This window comes from Streptomyces sp. MBT65 (genome assembly GCF_016612545.1).
Classification (GTDB): Bacteria; Actinomycetota; Actinomycetes; order Streptomycetales; family Streptomycetaceae; genus Streptomyces.
In genome coordinates this window covers 17,810-41,098 of sequence record NZ_JAENRY010000048.1, presented here as the reverse complement: position 1 = coordinate 41,098, position 23,289 = coordinate 17,810, and the positions used below count along the sequence as shown (strand labels likewise).

The window sequence follows — 23,289 nt, the reverse complement described above, 5'->3', positions numbered from 1 at the left end:
ATACTTGAAGGGATGCTGCGGCGTCTGCCGCAGGTGAGGTGGCCCATGGCGAACCTGAGTGAGCGCGGCGCGGCCGGCGAGGCGGGCGTCATCCTGCTCGACCGCGCGGGAGTCGTGCGGCAGTGCTCCGGTGCGGCCGCCGAGCTGCTGGGGTACAGGGTCGCGGAGGTGCGCGGGCTGCCCATCACGAGGCTGCTCGAAGATCCCGCTCAACCGCTCCTCGAAGTGGCGGAGGGTGGTTTCCCCATCGCGAGCCGCGGCACGACTCTGTTCCGACACGGCTCCGGAGAACCGGTCGAATTGGCTGTCGTCCAAGTGCCTCTGGACGGCTCCTCCGAGGTCGCCCTGGTGATAACGCCTGCGTCGGAGGCGGGGCCGTGGGAACAGAGCACGTCCTTCCTGCATGCCCTGCTCGCCCAGAAGCAGCTGGGGATCGTCATCTTCGACGCCGGACTGAAGGTCGTCCGCACCAACGGCTCCCCGGGAATGTACGGGTGGCCTCCCCTGCACGCGGGCGATCACCTGGCGGACGTGATCTCCGGGGACGACGCGCACGAGGTCGAGAGGCGGCTGCGCCGGGTACTGGAGACCGGGGTGGCGCAGGTCGCGGGAGAACAGCGGATGCGGGCGAGGGACGCGTCACAGCGGGAGCGATCCTTCTCCCTGTCCGCGTTCCGCCTGGAAGACAGGTACGCCCGGCCTACCGGAGTCGCCGCGATCTTCATCGACAACACGGAGCAGCAACGTGCCCGGCGCCGTACCGAGGTGAGTCATCAGGCGTCGGACAGGATCGGTGCTTCGCTGGACGTGACGCGGACCGCCCAGGACATCGCGAGCGTGCTCGTACCGGCCCTCGGGGACATGGCCACGGTGGAGATAGTCGACTCCGTGCTCGATGGCGACGAGACCCCCAAGGGGCTCCTTCCCGGCGGCCCACGGTCCCTGCGCCGGGTGGCGGTGGCCTCGGCCGTCGGCCCCTGGCCCGAGGAGCTCATCCCCGTGGGCGGCGTGATCCCGAACCTCCCGGACACCGCCCACGTACGCCGGGCGGCCCTGCACGGCGAGGAGGTCTTCAACGCAACGCGGCAGGAGATGGCGGACCTCCTCGAGGACCCGGAACTGATCCGGTCGATGCTGCCGGCGAGGGGGCACTCGGCCGTCATCGCCCCGCTGTTCGCGCGGGGCCATTTTCTGGGGGTCGTCGGGGTATGGCGGACCGACCGGCCCGAGCCGTTCCAGCAAGAGGACGCGGATCTGCTGTTCGACATCGCCGCACGCGCCGCGCTGAGCCTGGACAACGCCCGCCGGTACACCCGTGAGCATCGGGCCGCGGTCGCGTTGCAAGAGCGGTTGCTCCCCAGGGCCGTCATGCGGACGACGGCGGCGGAGTCGGCCGGTCGCTACGTGCCCGCGAGCGGCGGGGCGGACATCAGCGGCGACTGGTTCGACGTCATCCCGCTGCCGTCGCTACGGGTGGCGTTCGTCGTCGGTGACGTAACGGGGCACGGACTGCACGCCGCCGCCACCATGGGCCGCTTGCGGACCGCGATCCACACCCTGGCCGACCTGGAGTTCCCACCCGGCGAGCTCCTCGGCCACCTCGACGATCTCGTCCAGCAACTCGCCGAGGAAGCGGATCCTCGTCTCAAGGACTCCATCGGCGCCACCTGTCTGTACGCGCTGTACGACCCGGTCACCGGCACCTGCTCCCTCGCCTCCGCGGGGCATCCGCCCCCTGCAGTGATCCAGCCCGACGGAACGGGCCGCCTGATCACAGTCGCTCCGGGGCCACCCCTCGGAGTGGGCGGCATGCCTTTCGAGGAGACCACGGTCGAGCTGGAACCCGACGGCACGCTGGCCCTTTACACCGACGGCCTCGTCCGTGCCCGGTCCGACGACATCGACCGGAGCATCCACGAACTTCTGGACAGACTTTCGTCGCTGTGCCGCCAGGACAAGACGTTGAAGGACATCGGCCACGACGTGCTGGCAGAGCTCACCGAGACGCCGTCCCGTGACGACATGGCGCTTCTCCTGGCCCGCACCCAGAGGATTCCCGCGTCCGCCATCGCCGACTGGACCTTTCCCGACGATCCCGCCGTAGTCACCGACGCACGCAAGGCCGTCACCGGACAGCTGGCCGCGTGGGGGCTCGACCACATGGCCTTCACCACCGAGCTGATCGTCAGTGAGCTGGTCACCAATGCGATTCGCTACGGCGGCGGGACCGTCGGCCTGCGCCTCTTCCACGACGACACAACGCTGGTGTGCGAGGTCACGGACAGCAGCAACACCCAGCCTCGGCTACGGCGTGCGCAGGCCGGCGACGAGGGTGGCCGCGGGCTGTTCCTGGTGGCCCAGCTCTCCAAGCGGTGGGGAAGCCGCTACCACCAGACGGGCAAGACCATCTGGGCGGAGGAATCGACCACAGCCCTTTCGGTGCCGGAGACCGCCCTTGCCGCGGTGTGGGACAGCGCGACCCTGTAGGCCGTGTCTGCCGCATGCCGGCAGGGGAGACGCCCGCCCAGCAGCAGATCCGTGCCGCGGATCAGGTCGGTTCGAACGATGACGAGGGCAGGTCTCCACTCGCGTTCAAACGGTCGGACATCTCACGCGCCACCGACTGCAGTTGCTGCACCAACTCCGCGTCCTGAGCCGGATCCAGCTTGCCCAGACACATCATCGCCGCCAGCGGACGCCCACCGGAGTCCACCACCGGAACCGCGATACCACGTCCGGTGTCGAACCGCTCGAAATTGTCGACCGCATACCCCTGCGCCCGAATCTCCTCGAACTCACGCCGCATCCGGTCAAAATCAGTGATCGTGTTCCGAGTGAAACGCCGCCACTCCTCAACCCCGACGGCGTCACGCACCTCGTCTTCCGGCAGATAGGCCAGCAACAGCTTCCCATCAGCCATCGCATGAGCCGGCTGCGGATGCCCCGGCTCAAACTCGATGAGCTCCGTGTTCACACCGGCCGAACGCGCCAACTGCACCGTCTTGCCGCCGACCAACGTACTCAGCACCGCGTCATGACCCGACCACTGAGCAATCCGCGACAGATGCGCACGACTGTCCAGCACCACAGGGTTGCTCACCAACGCCACACTGCCGATGCCCACAGCCCCCATCCCCAGCCGGTACTTACTGGTCCGTGAGTTCTGCTCCACCCACCCCACACTGACCAGCGTCGCCAGCAACCGGTGAACACTGCCCGGGGACAGCCCCACGAACTTCGCCAACTCCACTATCCCCAAAGGGTATGGATGCTCAGTCAGCGCCGTCACAATACGAGCCGCCCGCTGAACCGCCCGCACATGCCCAATGTCCCGACCCTCGCCGGGCGAACCAGCCGAAGACGAGCCTTCTTCCTTCACAAGACCTCCGATCCACCACAGGATACTGATCCGGCGCCGCCCTCGTAGCACCTGGCACGGACCACCGCCCCGCAGGCCCCTGAACCGGGCCGGTTGCCCCTTGTGCACCGAGTCGGCATCCGCGCCTCGCGCCGTTCAGCCCTGTCCGGAGGACCACCCCGGTCGCCTTGTTGCGCCCACCACCGAAGCGGCGCCCGCCCCGATGCCCCTGCGTCGGCACCGCTGTCCGCGGCGTGCCCCCTCCGCTCCCCCTCCGCACGACGATCCTCCGCCACCCTTGACGGCCGTGGAACCCATCACTAATCTTTTCGGAATAAGATTCCGGCAGATGGAATACAGACATGCCACCGCAAAGTGAACGAGTCGCCAACTTCTCAGCCCCCAGGACCATCGACCCGAGCGAGTTCCGCAACGTACTTGGCCATCTCCCCACCGGGGTGGTGGTGCTGGCAGCCGACACCCCCGGTCAGCCCGTGGGGATGGCAGCCAACTCGATCACCTCCGTCTCACTGGATCCGCCCCTGATCGCCGTGTGTGCCGCTCGCACATCGAGCACCTGGCCTCAGATCCGACGCGAGCAGCGCTTCTGCGTCAGCGTGCTGGCATCGCATCACGAACAGATCTCACGGCAGTTCTCGCGATCCGCCACGGATCGATTCGCCGGAATCAGCTGGCACCACCGCGACGCCGGGCCGGCGCTCGACGACGCGATCGCCTGGCTGGACTGCGAACTGGTCACCGAGCACGACGCCGGCGACCACACCATCGCGGTCGCACGGGTGCTGGATCTCGCCTCCGCACGGGACGGACGGGCTCTGGTCTTCTTCCGGGGCCAGTACGGCCAGTTCGTCCCCACCGACCTCGACCAACCCCGAAGGGAAAACGCGTGAAGCTCCTGTTCTTCAATGACTTCCGGCTGGGCGTATTCGACGGCGACTCCGTCGTCGACGTGAGCGGCGCTGTCGCCGATCTGTCACCGGCTCACCCGCAGGACCTGCTGACGACCGTCATCACCCGATGGTCGGAGTTCCAGGACAGGTTCCGGCAGGTGGCCGAAGAAGATATCGGCGTCCCGCTGGACTCCGTCCGCGTCCGCCCCCCGGTCCCGAGGCCGCTGAACATCGACTGCATGGCACGCAATTACATAGAGGGAGCCACCGAGCGCCCTGCCATCAACGGTTTCCCCAAGACACCCCACTCGATCATCGGTCACGGCGACCGGATGGTGCTTCCCGACATCCCCGCGACGGTGTTCGAAGGGGAGGCCGAGCTCGCCGTCATCATCGGGCGGCGGGCCCACAACGTCTCCGTCGACGAAGCGATGACCTACGTCTTCGGGTACACCAACCTCATCGACGGCTCCGCCCGAGGCATCCCGCCCCGCCAGAACGCCTTCTACCAGATGAAGTCCCGCGAGACCTTCTGCCCGATCGGTCCCTTCCTGGTGACCGCCGACGAGGTGCCGGACCCGCAGAACCTGCCGGTCCGCCTCTGGACCAACGGCAGACTGATGCAGGACTTCAGCACCGACGACATGGCCTACAGCATCGCCGAGTCGATCGCGTTCGTCTCCTCGCTGCACACCCTCGAACCTGGCGACCTGGTGGCCACCGGAACCACCCATGGCGGCCTGCACCCGCTCATGGACGGTGACCTCGTCGAACTCGAGGTCGGCGGTCTGGGTCGGCTGCGCATCGACGTCCAGGACGATCTCAAGCGCACCTGGAAGCGCGAGACGCGTCACGACCGTGCCCTCGCCGGCCTCCAAGGCACCCCGCCACAGCTCAGCGGCAAGTACGTGCCCGTAGCGGTCCAGGCCTGAAGTGCGCGTACTGCACGTCACTGACGTCTCCGGAGCCGCGGATGTGCGTCAGGTGCTCCTCCCCTACCGCGATGCCAGGGACAAGGGTCCCTACGACGTCATCCCGGCATCGCGCTTCTGGCTCGCCCGCCTTCGAGCGGACGACATGCCCGCGCTCCCGGCACTCGGCTGCCACCTGGTCGTCGTGCTGTCCGGCCGCATCGAGCTCTCCGCCAGCAGGCGCGCCGTCACCGAACTAGGTCCCGGTGACGTCGTGTGTTTCGATGTCGGCGCTGCCGAGGAGATCGGTCTCACGTGGCCGGACGACGCCTGGCTGTTCTTCGTCTCAACCCCGGAATGGGTACCGGAACCGGGACTCACCAAGGTCAGCTCTCGCCATGATCCGCGACCCGGCCGACCCCTTCTGACATGGATATACGACGACGGCGGGCACTCACGCTCCGAGCCCTTCCGGTGGCCGTACTCTCTCGGTTCGGTACCGCCGGTCGACAAGTGGCCGACGTCGATCGGAGCCTTTGTCACCCGACGCGACTACGGATCAGAGGGCTACACCCCGGGAGTGTGGCACAACGGTCCACGCCGGCAGTTCGGCATCACCCTGAACGGCAGCGGTGAAAACGAGACCGGTGACGGCACTCTCACCCACCCGGTGACCGGTGACGTCGCGCTCATCGACGACGTGACAGGAGCCGGCCATGTCACCCGGGGCCGCGGAGACCGATGGATGATGTTCGTGACAGTCGCTCCCGGCGACCTAAGCGAACTCACCCCGGAAACCTGAACGCCCCGCACCATCGAGGCATCGGTCGCCCCCGAGTCGGCCACGCCCGGCGTCGACACCAACGCGGGTCAAAGGGTGTTGCACAAGGCCGTGATCCGGGCATCTCCGGTGTGTGGCCGGGGTGTTGAGGGCCGAGCGGGTGCGGGTGGAGACGTTCACCGGGCTGCGAGTGACGCAGTTCGCGCGTCCGTTGAAGGTGGTGCGGGAGCGGGGCGGTGACGGCACCTTGCGGGACCGGCCGTGGTCGCTGCCGCCGGCCGAGCGGGTGCCGGTGGTCGCGGTGTACTACCGCACCAATCTGACGATGCGGCAGCTGGGCCCGCTGTTCGGCGTGTCCTCCTCCACCGTGTGCCGGGTGATCCCAAGGCTGGGACCGCTGCTCGCGATCGAGCCCGTCTCCCGCCCGGCCGATGCCCCGGAACGCACGCGGATCGCGGACGGCACGCCGATCCCGCTCCGCGACCGGAGGATGGCCGCATCCAGCCGCACCTACCGGTTCTCGGCGAACGTGCAGGTCATCGTGGACGCGGACACGCGGCTGGTGATCGCTGCTGCGCGACCGGTGCCGGGCACCACCGCGGACGCACACGCCTGGCGGCAGTCCGGACCGAGTCGGCACTGCCAGGGCGTGACGATGCTCGGCGACGGCGCCCATCTCGACTGCGGGATGGCGGTGCCGCACCGCAAACGCCCCGGGCGGGCTCTCCTTCCGGGCGAGGAGGACGACAATGCCGCCCACGACATGGTCCGCGCCCGCGTGGACCATGTCGTCGGACGCCTGAAGAACTACAAGATCCTCCGTGACTGCCGGCAACGCGGCGACAGCCTCCATCACGCCGTCCACATGCACGACCCCGCTCACCCGCTCCGGCCTCGCCGAACACGGCCTTGTGCAACACACGTTGGCAGAACCACACGCGTCGCCCATGCGGAAACATGGGCGACGCGTGTGGTTTGCCGTACGGAAGGCGGCCCGAGCTAGACCCCCTCACGACTGTCGGCGAACTGGGAGGCCACGACTACTGGAGTCGCGGTGGCGCCGAGCACGAAGCCAAGGTCGACGCCCGGAGCCAGCTCGACCAACTGCAGCCCCTGCGCCGTCACGTCCAGCACACCGAGATCGGTGATGATCCGATCGACCACTCCTCGGCCGGTGAGGGGGAGGCTGCACCGGGGCAGCAGTTTGGGCGAACCGTCCTTGGCCACGTGCTCCATGAGGACGATGACGCGACCGGCGCCGTTCACCAGGTCCATCGCCCCGCCCATCCCCTTCACCATGAGGCCCGGGATCATCCAGTTGGCGAGATCTCCGGTGGCCGAGACCTGCATTCCCCCAAGGATCGTGGTGTCCACGTGCCCCCCGCGGATCATGGCGAACGACAGCGAAGAGGAGAAGAACGCAGCGCCGGGCAACGTGGTCACCTGCTCGGTGCCGGCGTTGATCACGTCAGGGTCACTCTGGCCGTGCTCGGGATACGGCCCGACGGCCAGGACGCCGTTCTCGCTGTGGACCACTACATGCACGCCCGGCTCCAGGTACTGGGGTACCTGGGTGGGCAGTCCGATGCCGAGATTGACGCACTCGCCGTCGCGCAACTCCCGCGCGGCCCGCGCAGCCATCTCCTGGCGCGTCCAGCCGATCTTCACCCGATCCTCCCGGCGTCCGCGACGATCACGGTCTGCACGAAGACCCCCGGAAGGTGCACCGAGTCGGGATCGATCTCGCCGGGTTCCACCACCCGTTCCGCCTCGACGACCGTGAGGCGCCCGGCCATCGCCACGTCCGGATTGAAGTTCATCGCCGCGGCATGGAAGACGGCGTTGCCATGGCGGTCCGCGACCGCTGCCCTGACGAACGCGTAGTCGGTGACGATGCTCTCCTCCAGAACGAAGTCCCTGGCGCGACCCCTCACCGTGAAGGTGCGGACCTCCTTCGGCGGCGACGCGACGGTGACCGCGCCGGCTGCGCCGTAGCGCCGAGGGAGTCCTCCCTCGGCCACCACCGTGCCCACTCCGGTCGGAGTGAAGAAGGCCGCGATTCCCGCACCGCCGGCACGCAGGCGTTCGGCCAGCGTGCCCTGGGGCGTCAGTTCGACCTCGATCTCGCCGGCCAGGTACTGGCGGGCGAACTCCAGGTTCTGGCCGAAGTAGGACGCGATGACCTTGCTGATGCGGTGCTCCTGGAGCAGCCGCACCAGCCCGACGCCGTTGACGCCGCAGTTGTTGGTCACGACGGTGAGGTCCTTCGCACCCTGGTCGAGGAGTGCCGCCACCAGCGTCCACGGGACCCCTGCCGTCCCGAACCCGCCTACCGCGATGCTCGCTCCATCGGCTATGTCGCGGACGGCCGCGGCGGCGCTCTCGACTACTTTGTCCACGACCTGCTCTGTCTCCTCGTGCTGTCGTTCACCGCAGCACCAGTCCCCCGTCCGGGCAGATGGTCTGCCCGGTGAGGGCCTCGGCCTCCCGTGAGGCGAGGAAGCCGACGACCTCGGCCACGTCCTCGGGGACGAGGGTCCGTGGGAGTGCCTGTCGCGAGCGCACTCCCTCGGCCACGTTCGAGCCGAGTCCGGGCTCGGACACCGGGGGCGGTGTCATGCCTGGTGCGACGCAGTTGACGGTGATGCCGTCCGCGCCCAGGGAACGGGCCAGAGCCCGCGCGGCGCCGATCAGGGCGCCCTTGGTCATGACGTACGGGAGCATGTCCGCCACCGGCGGCGGGTCGAAGAACGTGTCCGACACGACCATCACGACCCGGCCGAAGTGGTGCTCGGCCATGCTCGGCGTCAACTCCTGCAGGAGCCAGAGCGGAGCCTCGACGTTGACGGTCATCATCCGGCGCAGGAGCGCGGTGTCGAGGTCGGGGAGGGCCGCTCGCTCGAAGTTGACACCGGCGTGGACCAGCACGTCACAGCGGTGGTACCGCTCCAGCACCGTGCGGGCCGCCGCGCGGACCTGCTTCTCGTCCGCGAGATCGACGGCGTCGTGCCCGGCTCGGTCAAGGATGACGACACGGTGGCCCCGTGCGGTCAGCGCCTTGACGATCGCGCTGCCGATGAACCCGGCGCCTCCGGTGACAAGGGCGACGGGCGCCCCGCCATCGGCCTCACCCATTGAACTTGGCGTCGAGACCGGCGAGCGCTCCATCGATGTCGGCCCCGATCCCGGCACGCGCGGCGTCCTGCATCTGGTCGGGCACGTCGACTTCGATGGCGTACTCGACGTCGCTGCCGGCGCCGGATCCGGTGACCGTGAACGTCGCTTCGAGCTTCGTCATCGGCGTCTTCTGACCGGGGACGAGCCCGTAGGTGAGGGTGCGTGCCGCGTCGTCCTTGGCGGAGATCCGGTCGAACACCGAGTCTCCGCGAGTGAAGTTGACCAGGCGGTCGCCGTCGGGGCGCAGTTCGACCGAGGCGATGTGCGGCTGCCACGCCGCATAGCCGCCGAAGTCACTCACGAACGCCCACACATGGTCGGCCGGGGCCTTGAGCGCTATGGACTTGCTGACGTTGACAATGGCCATGGTGTTCTCTCTTTCCTGTTCCTGGTGAAGTGGGTGTGCTTGGTTCGCCGGGTGCTAGCGCACCTGGTCAAGGACCTTTGCCAGACGGGCCCGGGCATCCGTCGGGGTGAGCATTTCCAGGGTCCCGGCCAACGGGCCGGACATGCCCTGCAGCCAACCGCCGGTGTGCAGGTCACCGGTGTCGACGGCCTCCCCGCCGACACTGGCGATGAGCGCCCCGACGAGCGCCTTGGCGTCGGAGTCGTCCCCGGCCATGTACACGGCGTTGTCCTCGCCGGCCGCCGCTCCCAGGCCCTTGACCAGGAACGGGATGGGCGTGGTGTTGAAGGCCTTGACCAGCCGGGCGCCGGGCACGAACTCGGCGACGACCTGGCTCGAGATGCGGTCCCCGATGTCGATGAGGCCGTCGGGGCCGGGCTTGCTGCGGTTGTTGGTGGTGTCGACCACCACCACGCCGGACCAGTCCTCGACAGCCGACACCGCTTCCGCGGTCCGGCCCCAGGGCGTGGCCAGAATGACGAGGTCACTCCCCTTCACGGCACCGGGGACATCGGCCGCACTGGCGTGGTCACCGAACTGGGCCGTCAAGGCGGCCAGCGACTCCGGACCTCGCGAGTTCGCGAGCACGACGTCGTGACCGGCCTCCACGAGCAGACCCGTGAGTGCCTGGCCCATCCGGCCGGCCCCGATGATTCCGATCCTCATTGCGTGTCTCCGTCTCGTTCCTTTTCACGATCAGCAGTGGGTGTCCACTCCTGTCCCCCGAGATAGCTGGCCTGGATCACGCTGCGGTCCCGCCGTAGCACCGCGGCGTCATGGCTGTCGCTGCCGACGCCGTGGGCCATCAGATAGGCCCGGTCGGAGATCTCCAGGGCGAGGTGCACGTGCTGCTCGACCAGCAGGACGGCGCAGCCGCTCTCGTCCGCGTAGGCCCGGATCACCGGCAGCAACTGCTCGACGATCACCGGGGCCAATCCGAGACTGAGCTCGTCGAGCACCAGCAGCGAGGGTCTGCGGGCCAGCGCCCGTCCGACCGCGAGCATCTGCTGCTCGCCGCCGGACAGGACCCCCGCGCGTCGGTCGGCGATGGCCGGTAGTGCCGGGAAGTACCGGTAGGCCAGGTCCGCCTCGAGTCGTTCGCCGCGCGGCCCGAGCCTGAGGTGCTCGGCCACGGTCAGCCCCCTGAACAGCCCCCGGTCCTCCGGGACGTGCGCGATGGCGCAGCGCGCTCGTGCGGCGGCAGTCAGTCCGGTCAGGTCCCGGCCGCCCATCGTTATCGAACCCGCTGAGACCTTCACCAGGCCGGAGAGCGCGCGCAACGTCGTGGTCTTGCCGGCCCCGTTGGGGCCCAGCAGGGCCACCACTTCCCCCTTCCCGACCTCCAGATGGACATCGCGAACGACGTCGACGCTGCCGTAACCCGCGGTCAGACCCTCGATGCGCAGTACTGGTTGGCTCACGATTCCTCCCCGGCCTCGATGTCGTCAGAGGCCGCGGATCCCAGATAGGCGGAGATCACCCTGGGGTCACGGCGCACGTCCGCCGGACGTCCGGTGGCGATGACCTGGCCGAACTCGAGGACGACCACGTGATCGCAGGTCGCGAACACGAGATTGATGTCGTGGTCGATGAGCAGCATCGGAGTGCCTTGGTCACCGAGCCGTCGCAGTTGTTTGCCGAGCTCCGCGCTCTCGTCGGTGTCCAGGCCGGCGGCCGGCTCGTCCAGCAGCACCACCTTGGGCTCACCCACGAAGGCCCGGGCCATACCGACCAGCTTTCGCTGCCCCTCCGAGAGCTCGCCCGGCATCGCCTCGGCGAGGTCCACGATGCCGAGCGCCTCCAGGGCATGGCCCACCGCGGGCCTGGTCGCCTCGGCGTTGGTCAGCAGCTCCCGGATCGTCGTCCAGAGCGTCGGCCGACGGGCGGCGACCGCCAGGTTCTCCGCCACGGTGAGGGCGTCGAAGAGCTCCACGGCCTGCCACGTCCGGCCGAGGCCCGCCTGCACTCGGGCGTGCGGGCGCAGCGGCCCCAGGTCGCAACCGGCCACCTCGACGCTGCCCGTGCACGGCGCGAAACCGGTCACGGCGTCGATGAACGTGGTCTTCCCCGCCCCGTTGGGGCCGATCAGTCCCACGATCTGGCCGGGACCCACCTCGATGTCGACGCCGGAGAGCGCCTGCACCCCGCCGTACCGGACACTGATACCGCGTGCGGACAGCACAGGACTCGGCATGGTCACACCCCTCCCTGCGGGTTGGCGCCCACCGCGGTCAACGCCTTGTCGGCGCGTGATGCGCGCGCTCGTCGCTCCCGCTTCGTCGCCGACGCCACCAACAGCCCGTCGGGGCAGAACCGCAGCTGGATGAGCAGACCGGCGCCGATGATGAGCTGCATGTAGATGGAGACCCGGCTCTCCGGCAGGACCCAGGTCTGGAGGATGAGCGGGATCACCGCGCCGGCGGCCCCGAATCCGGCCAGCACGCCGCCCTGGACCAGCGTCACGCCCAGGACGTAGACACTCGCGACCAGGGAGAGGGCGCTCATGGTGCCGTAGCTGTTCGCCGACACCGTGCGGAAGTCGTAGGCGTACATCACGCCGGCGATGCTGGCCAGGAAGGACGCGATGGCGAAGCCCTGGATCTTGACGGCTCGCACGTTGACGCCTGCCGCCGCGGCGGCCCGTTCGTTCGAGCGCACGGCCAGCATGCGGCGGCCCAGGTCTCCCCTGCGCAGATTGGCCACGAACAGGTAGAGCACCACGGTCACCACCAGCGCCAGCAGGCCGAAGACCGGACTGGGCAGTGCCCCGTCCAGGCCACGGAAGGACGCGTCGGTGCCGAGGTCGAGGCCGAACAGCGTCGGTGACTCGACGGGAGCCCCTGTCTGGCCACCGCCCCAGTCCGGGTTGGCGAAGACGAACTGTTCGATGGCGATCGCGGCAGCCAGCGTCACCACGACCAGCGTGACTCCCCGCACCCTCAGCGCGCTGGCGCCGATGAGCACCCCGAGCGCGGTCGCCGCGGCGATCGCCAGGATCGGGCCCAACGGAAAGCCGATACCGTACGCCGCCTCAAGGTGCGAGAGGACGAATCCGGCGACGCCGGCCAGCGCCAACTGGACCACCGACAGCTGACCGACGTACCCCATGATCACGACGAAGGAGAGACACAGGACGGTGGCCACCAGGCCGGTCGCGACGGCCTGTCGGAAGTCGGAGGGAAGCACCACGAGGGCCACGGCGCACGCGACGGCCACCGGGGCGACCCGCCTGGCGAGCCGGTCCTGGTCGGGCACCATCGGCAGGGACCGTTCCACCAGGTCGCCGCGGAGGGGAAGGCTTGAGCCCCGCCACCACAGGGCGATGACGATGAGGAGGAACTCGACCACCTGCTGCACGCCCGGGATGGCGGAGCCGTTCTGGGTCGGGAACCACGACTCGTTCGACGCCTGGAAGAGCAACGACTCGCTGATCCCGATGAGCAGGCTGACGGCACACGCGACACCGAACGAGGTGAAGCGCGCGAACAGTGCCGCGGCCAGCGCCGGGATGATCAGCAGTGGCAGTGTCGTGGCGCTCAGTCCGACGATCGACGCGGCCAGCACTCCCACGAACCCGGTGACCACATGCCCGAGGACGGAGTTGCCCAACGAGATGACGTTCGGCGACAGTCCGGCGAGAGCGGCCGACCTCTCGCTCTCCGAGGCGGCCCGCGTGGCGAGCCCGAACCGGGTGAAGCGGTAGAGAGCGGCGAGAGCGCCGGCCAGCACCACCACGATCCCCGCCAGGACGAACTGCGCCTCGGGCACCGCCACACCGAAGACGGACACGACGTCGCCGGTCAGCACCGACGGGCTGTTCAGCGGCGCGCTGCCGAAGATCAGCAGGACCATCGCCTGAGTCAGCAACAGCACGCCCAACGACGCCACGAGCTTGGCGAGCGGGGAGGCGCTGCGCAGCGGTCTGACGGCCACCAGCTCCACGACCACGGCGTAGAGGGCCATGAACAGCAGTGTCAGGACGATCGCCGGGACGGTCTGCAGCGCGAACCCGAAGAACCCGGTGCGCAGCGCCCAGAACACATAGCCGGCGACCATGACCGTCGCGCCCGCGGCCAGGTTGATCGAGCCGCTGCCTCGCCAGCTGAGCACCACGCCCAGCGCGATGCTCGCGATGACCGCGCCCGAACCGAGCCCCAGCAGCGCGAAAAGAACAAATGTCTCCATGAGCTTTCTCCTTCGGCCGTGCCGCCGGCTCAGACGAGTCCGTCGGCCTTCAGGCCGAAGTGCTCCTGGGCCAGCACGGTGGCGAAGGTCTCCCACTGCAACCCGACGTTGGTCCGTGCCGTGGAGATGTCCCGGTAGTACCGCTGCATGCGCGAGCCGTTGCTCCCTCCCTCGCTGGTTCCCGAGGTGCGGAACAGCAGCTCGACGGCTTCCCAGGCAAGGTTGACGGCATGGTGGGTGCTGGCGTGGATCCGCATCAGCTGCTCCGGGGCGAACCCTTTGTCGTCGACAACGGCTTCCCGGCAGAGCTCCATGTAGAACTCGCTGCTGCGCAGAAGAACGTCCTCCGCCGCGCTGGCCTTGCCGCTGGCCACACCCCAGTGGCGCTGGTAGTCGGCCGTCTGGAACCGCGGAACGCCGTGTGGTCCGGGAGTCTTCTTGGCGCGGATGATCCGCTCGTACTCGTCCAGCGCCGCATAGGCGCAGCCCACCAGCACCGACGTGATCTCCAGTTGCAGGTAGCCCATCGAGTGGCCGGCGTACATGGGATTCCCGTGCAGCCGGTAACCGGGCGTCGCCGGCTTCCCGCCGAACCCCAGCGGGTTTCCGCGGACGACGAACTCGTCGGACACCACGGCTCCGTCGACCTGGATGCTGTTGGATCCGCTCCCTCGCATCCCGAACGAACGGTGCCGCCAGTCGTCCATCAGCGTCCAGTCCGAGCGGGGCACCAACGCCAGCCCCTGGGCGCCGGTCGGACCGTCGCCCTCGTCGAGGCGCACCGCGAGCATCGCGTGGGTGGAGTACGGCGATCCCGAGCAGTAGTCCCACGTCCCCGCGATCCGCCACGAGCCCTGCTCGGTTCGGGTGGCCGTGCCCATCGGGATGCCGCGCATGGGGGCGGCGAAGTCCCCGTCGGGTCCGATGGCACCGGCCTGGGCGGCCTCGCCGTAGAGCCCGCCGATCTGCAGGCCGTGCCCGGCCGCGAGGCACAGGCCCCAACCGGTCCCGGGACATCCGCGGGCGATCTCCACGATCACCCGCAGAAACGTGGGTACGTCGAACTCGTAGCCGCCGTACCGGCGGGGCAGGAGGGTCCGGTAGAAGCCGGCCTGCCGGAAGAGCTCGTGGGTCTCGGTCGAGTAGGCGCCCCGCTCCTCCGTGGCTCCCTGCTCGTCCCGCAGTCGGTCTCGAAAGGCCGCCGCGTGTTGCACCAGGTCTTCGGGACGCGGGTTCGGCTCACGGGGCCGGATCGTGGCGCTCGCTGGGGCGCTCATGGTGTCTCCTGGTCTCCGTCCGCCGTTGTTGCGGGGACGGGTGGTCTGAAAGAGGGTTGATCGAGGTTGCGGTAGGTGAATGACGTGTCGTCGTCCGTCAGAGTCCGGACGGGGTGATCCAGTCGGTGGCCGCCGAGAAGGTGTTGCCGCCGGTGTGCTCGAAGACCCGGCTCTGGGCGCCGCAGAGTCCCGGCTGGTCGCTGTAGGCACCGCACTTGACCGTCGAGCTGCCCAGGAGCATCGGACCGTGGAACGACTGGGCGGCCTTCGCCACGGTCTTCGTGGTCGCGTCCGCGCCACCGGCCGCGTTGAGGAACTTCGTCGCTGTCATGACCAGGCTCCAGGCGAGCGTCGCGTCGGAGTCGGTCTGGGCGCCCGCGCTCAACGAGGCGGCTTGCGACTGCTTGAGGTAGGCCCGCACATCGGTGAGGGAGGTGTCGGCGACGTTGGTCTGCGTCGACAGTTGCAACCACTTCGGCGCTTCACCGCCCAGTCCCTGGGCGACGGCCTTGGAGAAGCAGAAGGAGCCGGTCGACACGATCGGGGCCTTGACCGCCAGGGAGTCGAGCGCCTTGGCCGCCGAGACGCAGTTCGGCGGCGACGACACCAGCGGTACGACCGCGTCGGCCGTCTGGACGCCGGCGGCGACCGCGGCTGCGGTGAGATTGGTCGTCGACGGGTCGAACCCGACCGCCTTGAGCTTGATGCCGAGCTTCTTCAGGTCCTTGCGGATCACGTCCACGCCGCCGATGCTCTGGGCGTCCTGCGGGTAGACGACGGCCACGCTCTTGGCCTTGACCTTGTCGTGGAGGTAGGACGCCAGACCTCCGAAGATCGAGTCCGGGTTGCCGTTGAAGATGAAGACGTTCTTGCCGGTGGCGTCCGGCGCGCTGATCGAGTTCGACATCAGGATGGGCTTGCTGCCCTGGACGACCGCCCGCATGGACTGGCCGCCGTTGATCAGTGTGCCGACGAGGACGGTTTTGATGTCGTCGTCGTTGGCCATCTTCAGCCCGCAGGAGTTGCCCTCCTGCTCGCTGTCCACCACGTAACAGGTGCTCAGTTCGAGCGGATGACCGTTGATCCCGCCGAGTTTCTCGTTGACGTACTTCACCGCCGCCCGGGCCCCGAGCGTGGCGTTCGGGTATTCCAGCGACCCGCCCTGCTGGTTGACCCACCCGATCTTCACCGGTGTGAGGCCGGTGTCGGCCGCCCCCGACCTGCCGCCGGTGTAGCCGGCCAGATCCGTCACCGCCCAGGGGTCGGCGGAGCTGGAACTACGGGGGGAGGTGGCCCCTTGGGTTGTGGCGGTGCTGTCCGAGGTGGCACAGCCGGCAGCCGTCAGACCGAGCACCACGCTCAGTCCGACGACGGCGGTCCTCGTGCGCCGACCGACCGGAATGTCTGCAAACACGTCCTTGTGCATGTGTGACTCCTTGTTTCCCGCAGATCCATCCGGGGGCGGCCATTGAGACCTTCAAGGCGGAGATTAGATGCGGAATTTAATTCCACTAGATGGAATGCGGTGAACCTAGCAGCGTGCCCGAAACCCCACAAGAGTTACGACACGGTTTCCTGTTCCGAACCGGCCGGGACCTGCGACTGGGCCGCGAGGTCGGCCCGGGCCTCCGGGCTTTCGAGTGCTGCCGTGATGGCTCGCACCAGTTCCCGCGCCGAGGCGGCGCTGAGCTCGATCCCGACCCGAGCGCCCACGCCGGCGTCAGGGTTCACGAAGTCGATGATCAACGCGTGGTCGTACGGAGCGCTGACGGGGTGGTCGTAGAAGACGTTGGCCCGTGTCACCTTCAGCCAGTCCGGCACTCCCCGCGCCGCACCGGCGATACCGATCTGCTCGGTCAGCCAAGTGCACATACTGTCCTCCTTCAGCGCAGGTGCTCGCTGTAGAACTCGAAGACCCGTTCCCACCCGTCCACGGCCTGCTCCTGCCGGTAGTTGGGCTTGTCCGAGGCGAAGAACGCGTGGCCGGCGCCGTCGTAGCGGAAGAACGTGAACGACTTCCCGTGCTTCGTCAGGACGCGTTCGATCTCGTCGACCTGGTCCGGGGTGGGGTTGAGGTCGTCGTTGCCGAAGATCCCCAGAAGCGGCATCGACATGTCAGGTGCCCTGTGGATGACGCCCTTCGGTGCCGGACCCGGACGACCGGGATCGGGGGGTTGCGGGAGGATGCTCCCGCCCCAGCAGTCCACCGCCGCGTCGAGCGAGGGCACGTCGCAGGCCGCGAGGAACGCCTGTCGGCCGCCGGAGCAGAAGCCGATCACTCCGACCTTCCCGTTGGCGCCGGGTTGCGCCCGCAAGTACGCCGTGGCGCCCGCGATGTCGCCCATCACCTGGTCGTTGGGCATCGCCTTGGCGAGCCCCTCCGCACGTGCGGCGGCGGCGACGTCCGCCCAGTGGCCGGGACCGCGCCGGTGGTAGAGGTGCGGAGAGAGCGCCGTGTAGCCCCGGGTCGCGAAGTTCCGCACCACCTCCTTGCACCACGGGTCGAGTCCCGGTGCGTGGTGGAGCACCACGACTCCGGGGGTCGGCTCGGTGGTCACGGGCCGGGCGAGGTAGCCCTCTATGGGGGTGTCCCGGTGGCCGACGAATCCGACGACCTCGGCAAACATGCCTTCCTTCAAGGAAGTTCCCCTCTCAGGAGTCCCGGCGCGATCACGCGGACGCCTGCATCTCGTCCAGCAGGCCGAGCAGCTCCGCCTCGCTCAGGGACAGGTCGATCGCCTGGCTGAACGGCTGCGGCCAGTCGATACCCGTGTGCCAGTAGACCTCGACGCGGTTGTCCTCCGGGTCGCGGAAGTAGCAACCGATCGCGTTGCCGTGGTTGTTGATGTGGTCGATCGAGTACTTCCGCTCGACGATCTGGGCGTAGAACTCCCGCAGGTCCGACAACGACTCGACCACGAAGGACAGTTGCTGCGGGTCGGTGTGCCGCTCCGCGTTCTTCGCCAGGAGCAGTTCGTGGTGCTCCTCGCCGGGGCGCGAGCTGAGGAAGACGCGCCGCTCGTCGCGGTCGGTCACGGTCATACCGAGGAAGCCCGAGTAGAACTCGAGCATGACCTCCGGGTCGGTGACGAACAGGCCGACGTGGCCGAGACGGGTGACCTTGGGCATGGTGAGACTCCTTTACGTGGTGGGGCGCCGAGGGGCGCGATTCAGGGGGTGACGGTCGTCGGCCAGGCCGACGAACCGGTGACGACGTCGAGCAGCCGGTCGACGTCGTCGATCGCGTGGCCTCGCCAGGCGACGTGATGATCCGAGCGGAGCAAGGTCGCGGGTGCCAGGTACAGGTCGTGCAGGGCGGCCCGGTCGGGCTCGCCGGGCGTGACCACGTCGAGGGGGACGCCGCGCGCCGCGGCCGCTCGGCGCAGCGGCTCGGTGTCGAACTCGTCCAGTACCAGGAGGGTGAACCCCAGGCCGATGTGGTCGTAGAGGGAAGAACCGTCCTTGAGCCAGTAGTGGGGAGCCCGGTTGCCCGGCGCCGCCGAGGGGACGTAGTCCTCGAAGTTGGCCGGCGGCTCCTCAAAGCCGTCGCGCAGGACGATCGGCGAGCTGGAGTACCGGTAGCCCAACTGGCCACCCATGCGCTTGAACTGTCGCGCCTTCTGCACCTGGATGTCCTCGGCGACCTGGGCACGCACGGCATCGCCTTCAGGGCCCGGGTCCTCTATACCGTCGCGCACCAGCTGCGACGCGCCCACGGCCTGATTGCGCTCGCAGCCGTCGAGGATGAACCGGGCCGCTTCGCCCCGCTCGATGCTGTAGCTCGCCAGGAGCAGGGGGCCGCCCCATCCCTGGACGAGTGCCGCCAGCTTCCATCCGAGGTCGGCCGCGTCCCCGATGCCGATGTTCATACCGAACCCGCCCATCGGGGAGACCAGGTGGGCGGCGTCTCCCGCGAGCAGCACCCGGCCGAAGTCGTAGCGCGGCGCCTGCATCGAGTGGGTGATGAACGTCCCGCCCTCCAGCGGTTCGACCTCGAACTCGGTACCGACCGCGCGGAAGAGCATGTCGCGGCACGCCTCCCAGTCGTCGCCGTCGACGTGACCGGGCACCGGCGAACAGAAGTACGCCCACTGGTCCTCGCCGGACTGCGGTACCAGGCTGTCGCAGTAACGGTCCTCGTTGTAGAAGAGCGTCATCGACACCATGGGCGAGGCCTTCCAGTGCTCGGCGAGCCCAGGGGCACACAGATGCCAGAGGAAGCTCCGCGCCAGGTTGGCCTTGCCCTCCAGACGCACATTGAGAATCCGGCTGCGCAGCCGCGACCGGCTTCCGTCCGCGGCGACGAGGTACTCGCTGCGGAACGCCTGCGGCCCGTCGGGCCCGGTCACGTGCAGGGTGACGCCGTCGTCGTCCTGCTCGAACGACTCGACGGTGTGTCCGAAGCGCACATCGATCAGCGGGAGTTCCGCGGCCCGGGCTCGCAGGGTCTTCTCGATCGCCTCGTTCGGCGCCCACTCGGCGACCTCCGAGGCGATCGGCAGCCGCTCGGACCACTCGTAGGCCCGGGGGAAGTGCTGGATGAGATGCCCGTTCAGCCGTGTCACGAAGGCCACATCCCGCTGGATCCGCGGGCTCACGGGGTCGTTCTCCCGGAGCGCGTCGGCTATCCCCCAGCGGCGGAAGTGCTCCATCGAACGGACATTTGTCATGTTGGTGCGCGCCGAGAAGCGGTCCCCCTCGGCGCGAGTCTCGAAGACCACGCTGGCCACACCACGCTGCGCGAGGTCGATGGCGAGCGCCATCCCCACGGGCCCGCCTCCGGCGATCGCCACCGAGGTCGATGCCTCAAGAGTTTCCATGCTCACGCTTGACCTCCATTCCGTCAGGCGAAATCTGATTCCAAAATAGACACAGGAGTCCTGCCATGTCGAGCGTTCTGTGAGCAGTTCTTTCGCCCAGGTCTCGCGCGGGTTACGTCGCCGAGCCGCCGCTGAACGTTGACGGGGACCGCTTCGGTGGCGAAGCGCCCGCATGTGAGCGCTCTCGGCGTAGTGCCACCGGCAATCCCGAGGAGGACACGCGTGAGCTCGGTCAAATGCTCCTGGCGGGGAAGCACTCTGCGGCTGCCAGCGGTGAATCGGGCAGCCGCCGGGCACACAGCGAGAGGGGACCCGTTTCACGCGGAGCTCTGGAAGCCGGGGTGGGGAGGGCAGCCCGGGTGGGTCCCGAGTACGTGTCTCCGATCGCCGCCGCGGAGCGAACTCCGGAGTGGGCGGCCACCCCCATCGGCCACCGGGAGATGGCGCTCTATCAGGCCGAACTGCTCTGCACCGCCCGTTCGAGCGCCTGCACGACCGCCGAGTTCTACGGCTCCGGGTTCGCCAACGACGTGATCCGCGAGGTGCTGCGCCCCGAGGACGGCGTCCTGGTGGNACCCCGGCGGACACCCGCCGCTGCGCCTGGCACAGCGGCCCGAGCAACTGCGCGCGAGCGTCGAGGACAACCTGCGCAGCCTCGACATCGACCGGCTAGCGGTGGTCAACCTCCGCCGCCTCGACTCCGGCCCCGGGCTGCGCCCGCACGGCGATCAAGTCGTCGACCTCGACGACCAACTCGCGGTGATGACCGCCCTGCGCGACGAAGGCAAGATCGGCGGCGCGCGCCGTACGACACCCGCCGCGTGCCGTGTGCCGTGTGCCGCACAAGCTGCTCCAGAACAGGAGCTAGCAGTACAGCCGTCGGTGCGCGTGCACCTCAGGTCCCGTCCGAACGGGACAGAGGCATACCGAGGCGCCGCGCGAGGTCGTCGTACGGGATGCCGAAGGTCTCGAGGACGGTGGCGCCCGCGGGGCCGACCTGGAACGTCGCGAATTCCGTGTAGACGCGGTCGACGCAGCCGACGCCCGTGAGCGGACAGGTGCACTCAGGGACCAGCTTCGGCACACCCTGCTTGGTGAACAACGTCATCATCACGAACACCCGCTTGGCGCCGATCGCCAGGTCCATCGCTCCCCCGACGGCGGGGATGGCGTCAGGGGCGCCGGTGTGCCAGTTGGCGAGGTCACCGGCGGACGACACCTGGAAAGCGCCCAGTACACAGACGTCGAGATGACCGCCGCGCATCATGGCGAAGGAGTCGGCGTGGTGGAAGTAGGCGGCTCCGGGCAGTTCGGTGACCGGGATCTTGCCCGCGTTGATGAGATCGGGATCGATCTGCCGGTCCTGGGCCGCCGGGCCCATGTTGAGCATCCCGTTCTCGGTGTGCAGCACCACCCCCGCCCCCTCCGGAAGGTGGTCTGCCACCAAGGTCGGCCGGCCGATGCCCAGATTGACGTAGGACCCGTGCGGGATGTCACGCGCTACCCGCGCGGCCATCTCGTGCTCGGTCAGCGGCCCCCGGCCGAGGTGCTCCACGAGGGGCAGTGGTGAACTCATCGGGTTCATGCTGTGGGCACCACCTGTACGACGCGGTCGACGTAGATGCCGGGGGTCACCACGTTCTCGGGATCGAGTGCGCCGATGTCGACGACCTCGTGCACCTGAGCCACGACCGTGGTCGCCGCCGTGGCCATGACCGGCCCGAAGTTGCGGGCGGTCCGGCGGTAGACGAGGTTGCCCATGCGGTCGGCCCGGTGGGCACCGATCAGCGCGACGTCCCCCTTGATCGGATACTCCAGGACATGCGTACGGCCCGCTATCTCCCGGGTCTCCTTTCCCTCGGCGAGCAGGGTGCCGGCCCCGGTGGGCGAGTAGAACGCGCCGATCCCGGCACCGGCCGCACGCAGCCGCTCGGCGAGCGTGCCCTGGGGAGCCACCTCCAGTTCGATGCGTCCCTCGCGGTACAACCGGTCGAAGACCCACGAGTCGGACTGCCGGGGGAACGAGCACACGATCCGCTTCACCCGCCCCTTCTCCAGCAAGGCCGCGAGCCCGGTGTCGCCGTTTCCGGCGTTGTTCGAGACCACGGTCAGCTCGGTCGCACCCTGACGAATGAGCGCCTCTATCAGCTCGACCGGCATACCGGCCATGCCGAACCCGCCCACCAGCACGGTCGAGCCGTCCGCGATCCCGGCGACGGCCTCGTCGGGGTCCCCGCACACCCGCGCGTTCACGCCACACACTCCACGACCACGGCCAGGGCCTGTCCGACGCCGATACAGATCGCGGCGACCCCCCACCGCTGTCCCGACGCGCGCAGACGTGCGACCAGCGTGCCGAGGATACGGCCGCCCGAGGCTCCGAGTGGATGGCCGAGAGCGATGGCGCCGCCCATGGTGTTCACGATCGCCGGGTCGATCCTCCAGGCGTCCACGCAGGCCAGGGACTGAACGGCGAAAGCCTCGTTGAGCTCGACCGCGGAGACATCGGCCCACGAGATCCCGGCCCGCTTCAACGCCCGCTCGGCCGCCTCCACCGGCGCGAACCCGAACATCTGCGGATCGAGCGCCGACACTCCGCGCCCGGCGATCCGGGCCAGCGGCGCGCTGCCGATCCGGGAGGCGGCCGCCTCGGAGCCGATCAGCACGGCGGACGCACCGTCGCTGAGCGGCGAGGCGTTGCCTGCCGTGATGCAGCCGTCGGGCCGGAAGGACGGTTTGAGGCCGGCCAGTTTCTGCGGAGTGGATCCGGGCCGGATCCCCTCGTCACGGGAGAGGACGGCCTCGCCGTCCACCACGACCGGCACCACCAGGTCGTCGTAGAAGCCCGACTCCCAGCCGGCGTGCGCGAGAGTGTGGGAGCGGGCGGCGAACTCGTCCTGGCGCTCCCTCGGTATCCCGAACCGCTCGGCGAGCTGCTCGTTGGCCTCGCCGAGCGAGACGGTCCACTCCTTCGGCATGCGTTCGTTGACCATGCGCCAGCCCAGAGTGGTCGACAGGGCGGTCACATGGCCGGCGGGGAAGGCACGGGACGGTTTGGGCAGCACCCACGGGGCCCGGGTCATCGACTCCACCCCACCCGTCAGGACGATGTCGGCGTCACCGCTCTCCACGGCGCGCGAGGCGATGATCGCCGCGTCGAGGGAGGAACCGCAGAGCCGGTTCACGGTCGTCGCGGGCACCGTCGTCGGAAGCCCCGCCAGGAGGACCGCCATCCGGCCGACGTTGCGGTTGTCCTCGCCCGCACCGTTGACGTTGCCCCAGAACACGTCATCGAGGGCGGCGGGATCGAGCGTGGGCACCTTGCTCAGCACCGCCGAGACGGCGGTGGCGGCGAGGTCGTCGGGCCTGATCTCGGCGAGCGCCCCGCCGTAGCGGCCGAAAGGGGTTCGCACTGCGCTGTAAACGAAGCTGTCAACCATGGACAGGGACCGTAGGCCGCCTT

General features: G+C 68.9%; 22 protein-coding genes and 2 pseudogenes. 6 read left to right on the top strand and 18 right to left on the bottom strand.

All coding sequences use genetic code 11. The features are described 5' to 3' along the window. The first annotated feature begins 45 nt into the window (after positions 1 to 45). Complete coding sequence (locus JHN63_RS13735; RefSeq protein ID WP_200680068.1) at positions 46 to 2,487, top strand: SpoIIE family protein phosphatase; 2,442 nt, start codon at positions 46 to 48, stop codon at positions 2,485 to 2,487. Positions 2,488 to 2,548: 61 nt separating this feature from the next. On the opposite strand, the gene JHN63_RS13730 is transcribed toward JHN63_RS13735, so the two are convergent. Next, positions 2,549 to 3,319 carry an IclR family transcriptional regulator gene (locus tag JHN63_RS13730; RefSeq protein ID WP_307781886.1) on the bottom strand — a complete coding sequence of 257 codons (771 nt, stop codon included), beginning with the start codon at positions 3,317 to 3,319 and terminating at the stop codon, positions 2,549 to 2,551. Positions 3,320 to 3,720: 401 nt separating this feature from the next. Here JHN63_RS13730 and JHN63_RS13725 point away from each other — a divergent pair, with 401 nt between their 5' ends. The 4 genes and pseudogenes from JHN63_RS13725 to JHN63_RS13710 form a co-directional block, all read left to right on the top strand. Further along, positions 3,721 to 4,269 (top strand): flavin reductase family protein, encoded by a 549-nt coding sequence (locus JHN63_RS13725; RefSeq protein WP_200680066.1) that lies wholly within the window; start codon positions 3,721 to 3,723, stop codon positions 4,267 to 4,269. After that, the gene (locus tag JHN63_RS13720) at positions 4,266 to 5,201 is read left to right on the top strand and encodes a fumarylacetoacetate hydrolase family protein (RefSeq protein ID WP_200680065.1); all 936 of its coding nucleotides are present in this window, start codon (positions 4,266 to 4,268) and stop codon (positions 5,199 to 5,201) included. The genes JHN63_RS13725 and JHN63_RS13720 overlap by 4 nt, the downstream gene beginning before the upstream one ends. Before the next feature lie 43 nt (positions 5,202 to 5,244). Beyond that, positions 5,245 to 5,982 carry a hypothetical protein gene (locus JHN63_RS13715; RefSeq protein WP_200680064.1) on the top strand — a complete coding sequence of 246 codons (738 nt, stop codon included), beginning with the start codon at positions 5,245 to 5,247 and terminating at the stop codon, positions 5,980 to 5,982. Between the two features lie 112 nt (positions 5,983 to 6,094). After that, positions 6,095 to 6,841, top strand: a pseudogene (locus tag JHN63_RS13710) (transposase family protein); the annotation flags it as partial. 119 nt (positions 6,842 to 6,960) lie between these two features. On the opposite strand, the gene JHN63_RS13705 reads toward JHN63_RS13710, so the two are convergent. The 14 genes from JHN63_RS13705 to JHN63_RS13640 all read right to left on the bottom strand — a co-directional run bounded on the left by JHN63_RS13705 (position 6,961) and on the right by JHN63_RS13640 (position 19,826). After that, positions 6,961 to 7,623: a 3-oxoacid CoA-transferase subunit B gene (locus JHN63_RS13705; protein WP_200680084.1), complete on the bottom strand. Its 663-nt coding sequence runs from the start codon at positions 7,621 to 7,623 to the stop codon at positions 6,961 to 6,963. Positions 7,624 to 7,625: 2 nt separating this feature from the next. Further along, on the bottom strand, positions 7,626 to 8,360 hold the full coding sequence (locus tag JHN63_RS13700) for a CoA transferase subunit A (RefSeq protein WP_200680063.1): 735 nt from the start codon (positions 8,358 to 8,360) through the stop codon (positions 7,626 to 7,628). Positions 8,361 to 8,388: 28 nt separating this feature from the next. Further along, positions 8,389 to 9,096, bottom strand: coding sequence for an SDR family NAD(P)-dependent oxidoreductase (locus tag JHN63_RS13695; protein WP_200680062.1), 708 nt, complete (start codon positions 9,094 to 9,096; stop codon positions 8,389 to 8,391). Then, positions 9,089 to 9,505: an SRPBCC family protein gene (locus tag JHN63_RS13690; protein WP_200680061.1), complete on the bottom strand. Its 417-nt coding sequence runs from the start codon at positions 9,503 to 9,505 to the stop codon at positions 9,089 to 9,091. Before JHN63_RS13690 ends, JHN63_RS13695 begins: the two co-directional genes overlap by 8 nt. A 54-nt stretch (positions 9,506 to 9,559) precedes the next feature. Then, positions 9,560 to 10,210: an NADPH-dependent F420 reductase gene (locus JHN63_RS13685; protein ID WP_200680060.1), complete on the bottom strand. Its 651-nt coding sequence runs from the start codon at positions 10,208 to 10,210 to the stop codon at positions 9,560 to 9,562. After that, complete coding sequence (locus JHN63_RS13680) at positions 10,207 to 10,965, bottom strand: ABC transporter ATP-binding protein (protein WP_200680059.1); 759 nt, start codon at positions 10,963 to 10,965, stop codon at positions 10,207 to 10,209. The genes JHN63_RS13685 and JHN63_RS13680 overlap by 4 nt, the downstream gene beginning before the upstream one ends. Then, positions 10,962 to 11,738 (bottom strand): ABC transporter ATP-binding protein, encoded by a 777-nt coding sequence (locus JHN63_RS13675; RefSeq protein ID WP_234476546.1) that lies wholly within the window; start codon positions 11,736 to 11,738, stop codon positions 10,962 to 10,964. The genes JHN63_RS13680 and JHN63_RS13675 overlap by 4 nt, the downstream gene beginning before the upstream one ends. Before the next feature lie 2 nt (positions 11,739 to 11,740). Beyond that, on the bottom strand, positions 11,741 to 13,729 hold the full coding sequence (locus JHN63_RS13670; RefSeq protein ID WP_200680058.1) for an ABC transporter permease: 1,989 nt from the start codon (positions 13,727 to 13,729) through the stop codon (positions 11,741 to 11,743). 29 nt (positions 13,730 to 13,758) lie between these two features. Continuing rightward, positions 13,759 to 15,006, bottom strand: coding sequence for an acyl-CoA dehydrogenase family protein (locus tag JHN63_RS13665; RefSeq protein ID WP_200680057.1), 1,248 nt, complete (start codon positions 15,004 to 15,006; stop codon positions 13,759 to 13,761). Positions 15,007 to 15,103: 97 nt separating this feature from the next. Further along, on the bottom strand, positions 15,104 to 16,432 hold the full coding sequence (locus JHN63_RS13660; protein ID WP_200680056.1) for an ABC transporter substrate-binding protein: 1,329 nt from the start codon (positions 16,430 to 16,432) through the stop codon (positions 15,104 to 15,106). A 134-nt stretch (positions 16,433 to 16,566) separates the two neighbouring features. Then, complete coding sequence (locus tag JHN63_RS13655; protein ID WP_200680055.1) at positions 16,567 to 16,878, bottom strand: DUF6295 family protein; 312 nt, start codon at positions 16,876 to 16,878, stop codon at positions 16,567 to 16,569. Between the two features lie 11 nt (positions 16,879 to 16,889). Continuing rightward, positions 16,890 to 17,633, bottom strand: a complete 744-nt coding sequence (locus JHN63_RS13650; RefSeq protein ID WP_200680054.1) for a dienelactone hydrolase family protein — start codon at positions 17,631 to 17,633, stop codon at positions 16,890 to 16,892. 43 nt (positions 17,634 to 17,676) lie between these two features. After that, a complete protein-coding gene (locus JHN63_RS13645; RefSeq protein ID WP_200680053.1) occupies positions 17,677 to 18,135 on the bottom strand; it encodes a VOC family protein in 459 nt (152 codons plus the stop codon). A gap of 41 nt (positions 18,136 to 18,176) precedes the next feature. Further along, positions 18,177 to 19,826, bottom strand: a complete 1,650-nt coding sequence (locus tag JHN63_RS13640; RefSeq protein WP_200680082.1) for an FAD-dependent monooxygenase — start codon at positions 19,824 to 19,826, stop codon at positions 18,177 to 18,179. Positions 19,827 to 20,320: 494 nt separating this feature from the next. Between JHN63_RS13640 and JHN63_RS52620 the strand changes: the two are divergent. Beyond that, positions 20,321 to 20,621: pseudogene (locus JHN63_RS52620) on the top strand (aldo/keto reductase); the annotation flags it as partial. Between the two features lie 100 nt (positions 20,622 to 20,721). Here JHN63_RS52620 and JHN63_RS13630 read toward each other — a convergent pair. Genes JHN63_RS13630 through JHN63_RS13620 form a run of 3 tightly spaced genes read right to left on the bottom strand, consistent with a single transcriptional unit; the run spans position 20,722 to position 23,266 of the window. Further along, positions 20,722 to 21,411 (bottom strand): 3-oxoacid CoA-transferase subunit B, encoded by a 690-nt coding sequence (locus JHN63_RS13630; protein ID WP_200680051.1) that lies wholly within the window; start codon positions 21,409 to 21,411, stop codon positions 20,722 to 20,724. Continuing rightward, entirely contained in the window at positions 21,408 to 22,079 is a 672-nt protein-coding gene (locus JHN63_RS13625) for a 3-oxoacid CoA-transferase subunit A (protein ID WP_200680050.1), read from the bottom strand. Before JHN63_RS13625 ends, JHN63_RS13630 begins: the two co-directional genes overlap by 4 nt. Next, entirely contained in the window at positions 22,076 to 23,266 is a 1,191-nt protein-coding gene (locus JHN63_RS13620) for a thiolase family protein (RefSeq protein ID WP_200680049.1), read from the bottom strand. The genes JHN63_RS13625 and JHN63_RS13620 overlap by 4 nt, the downstream gene beginning before the upstream one ends. Positions 23,267 to 23,289: the final 23 nt, after the last annotated feature.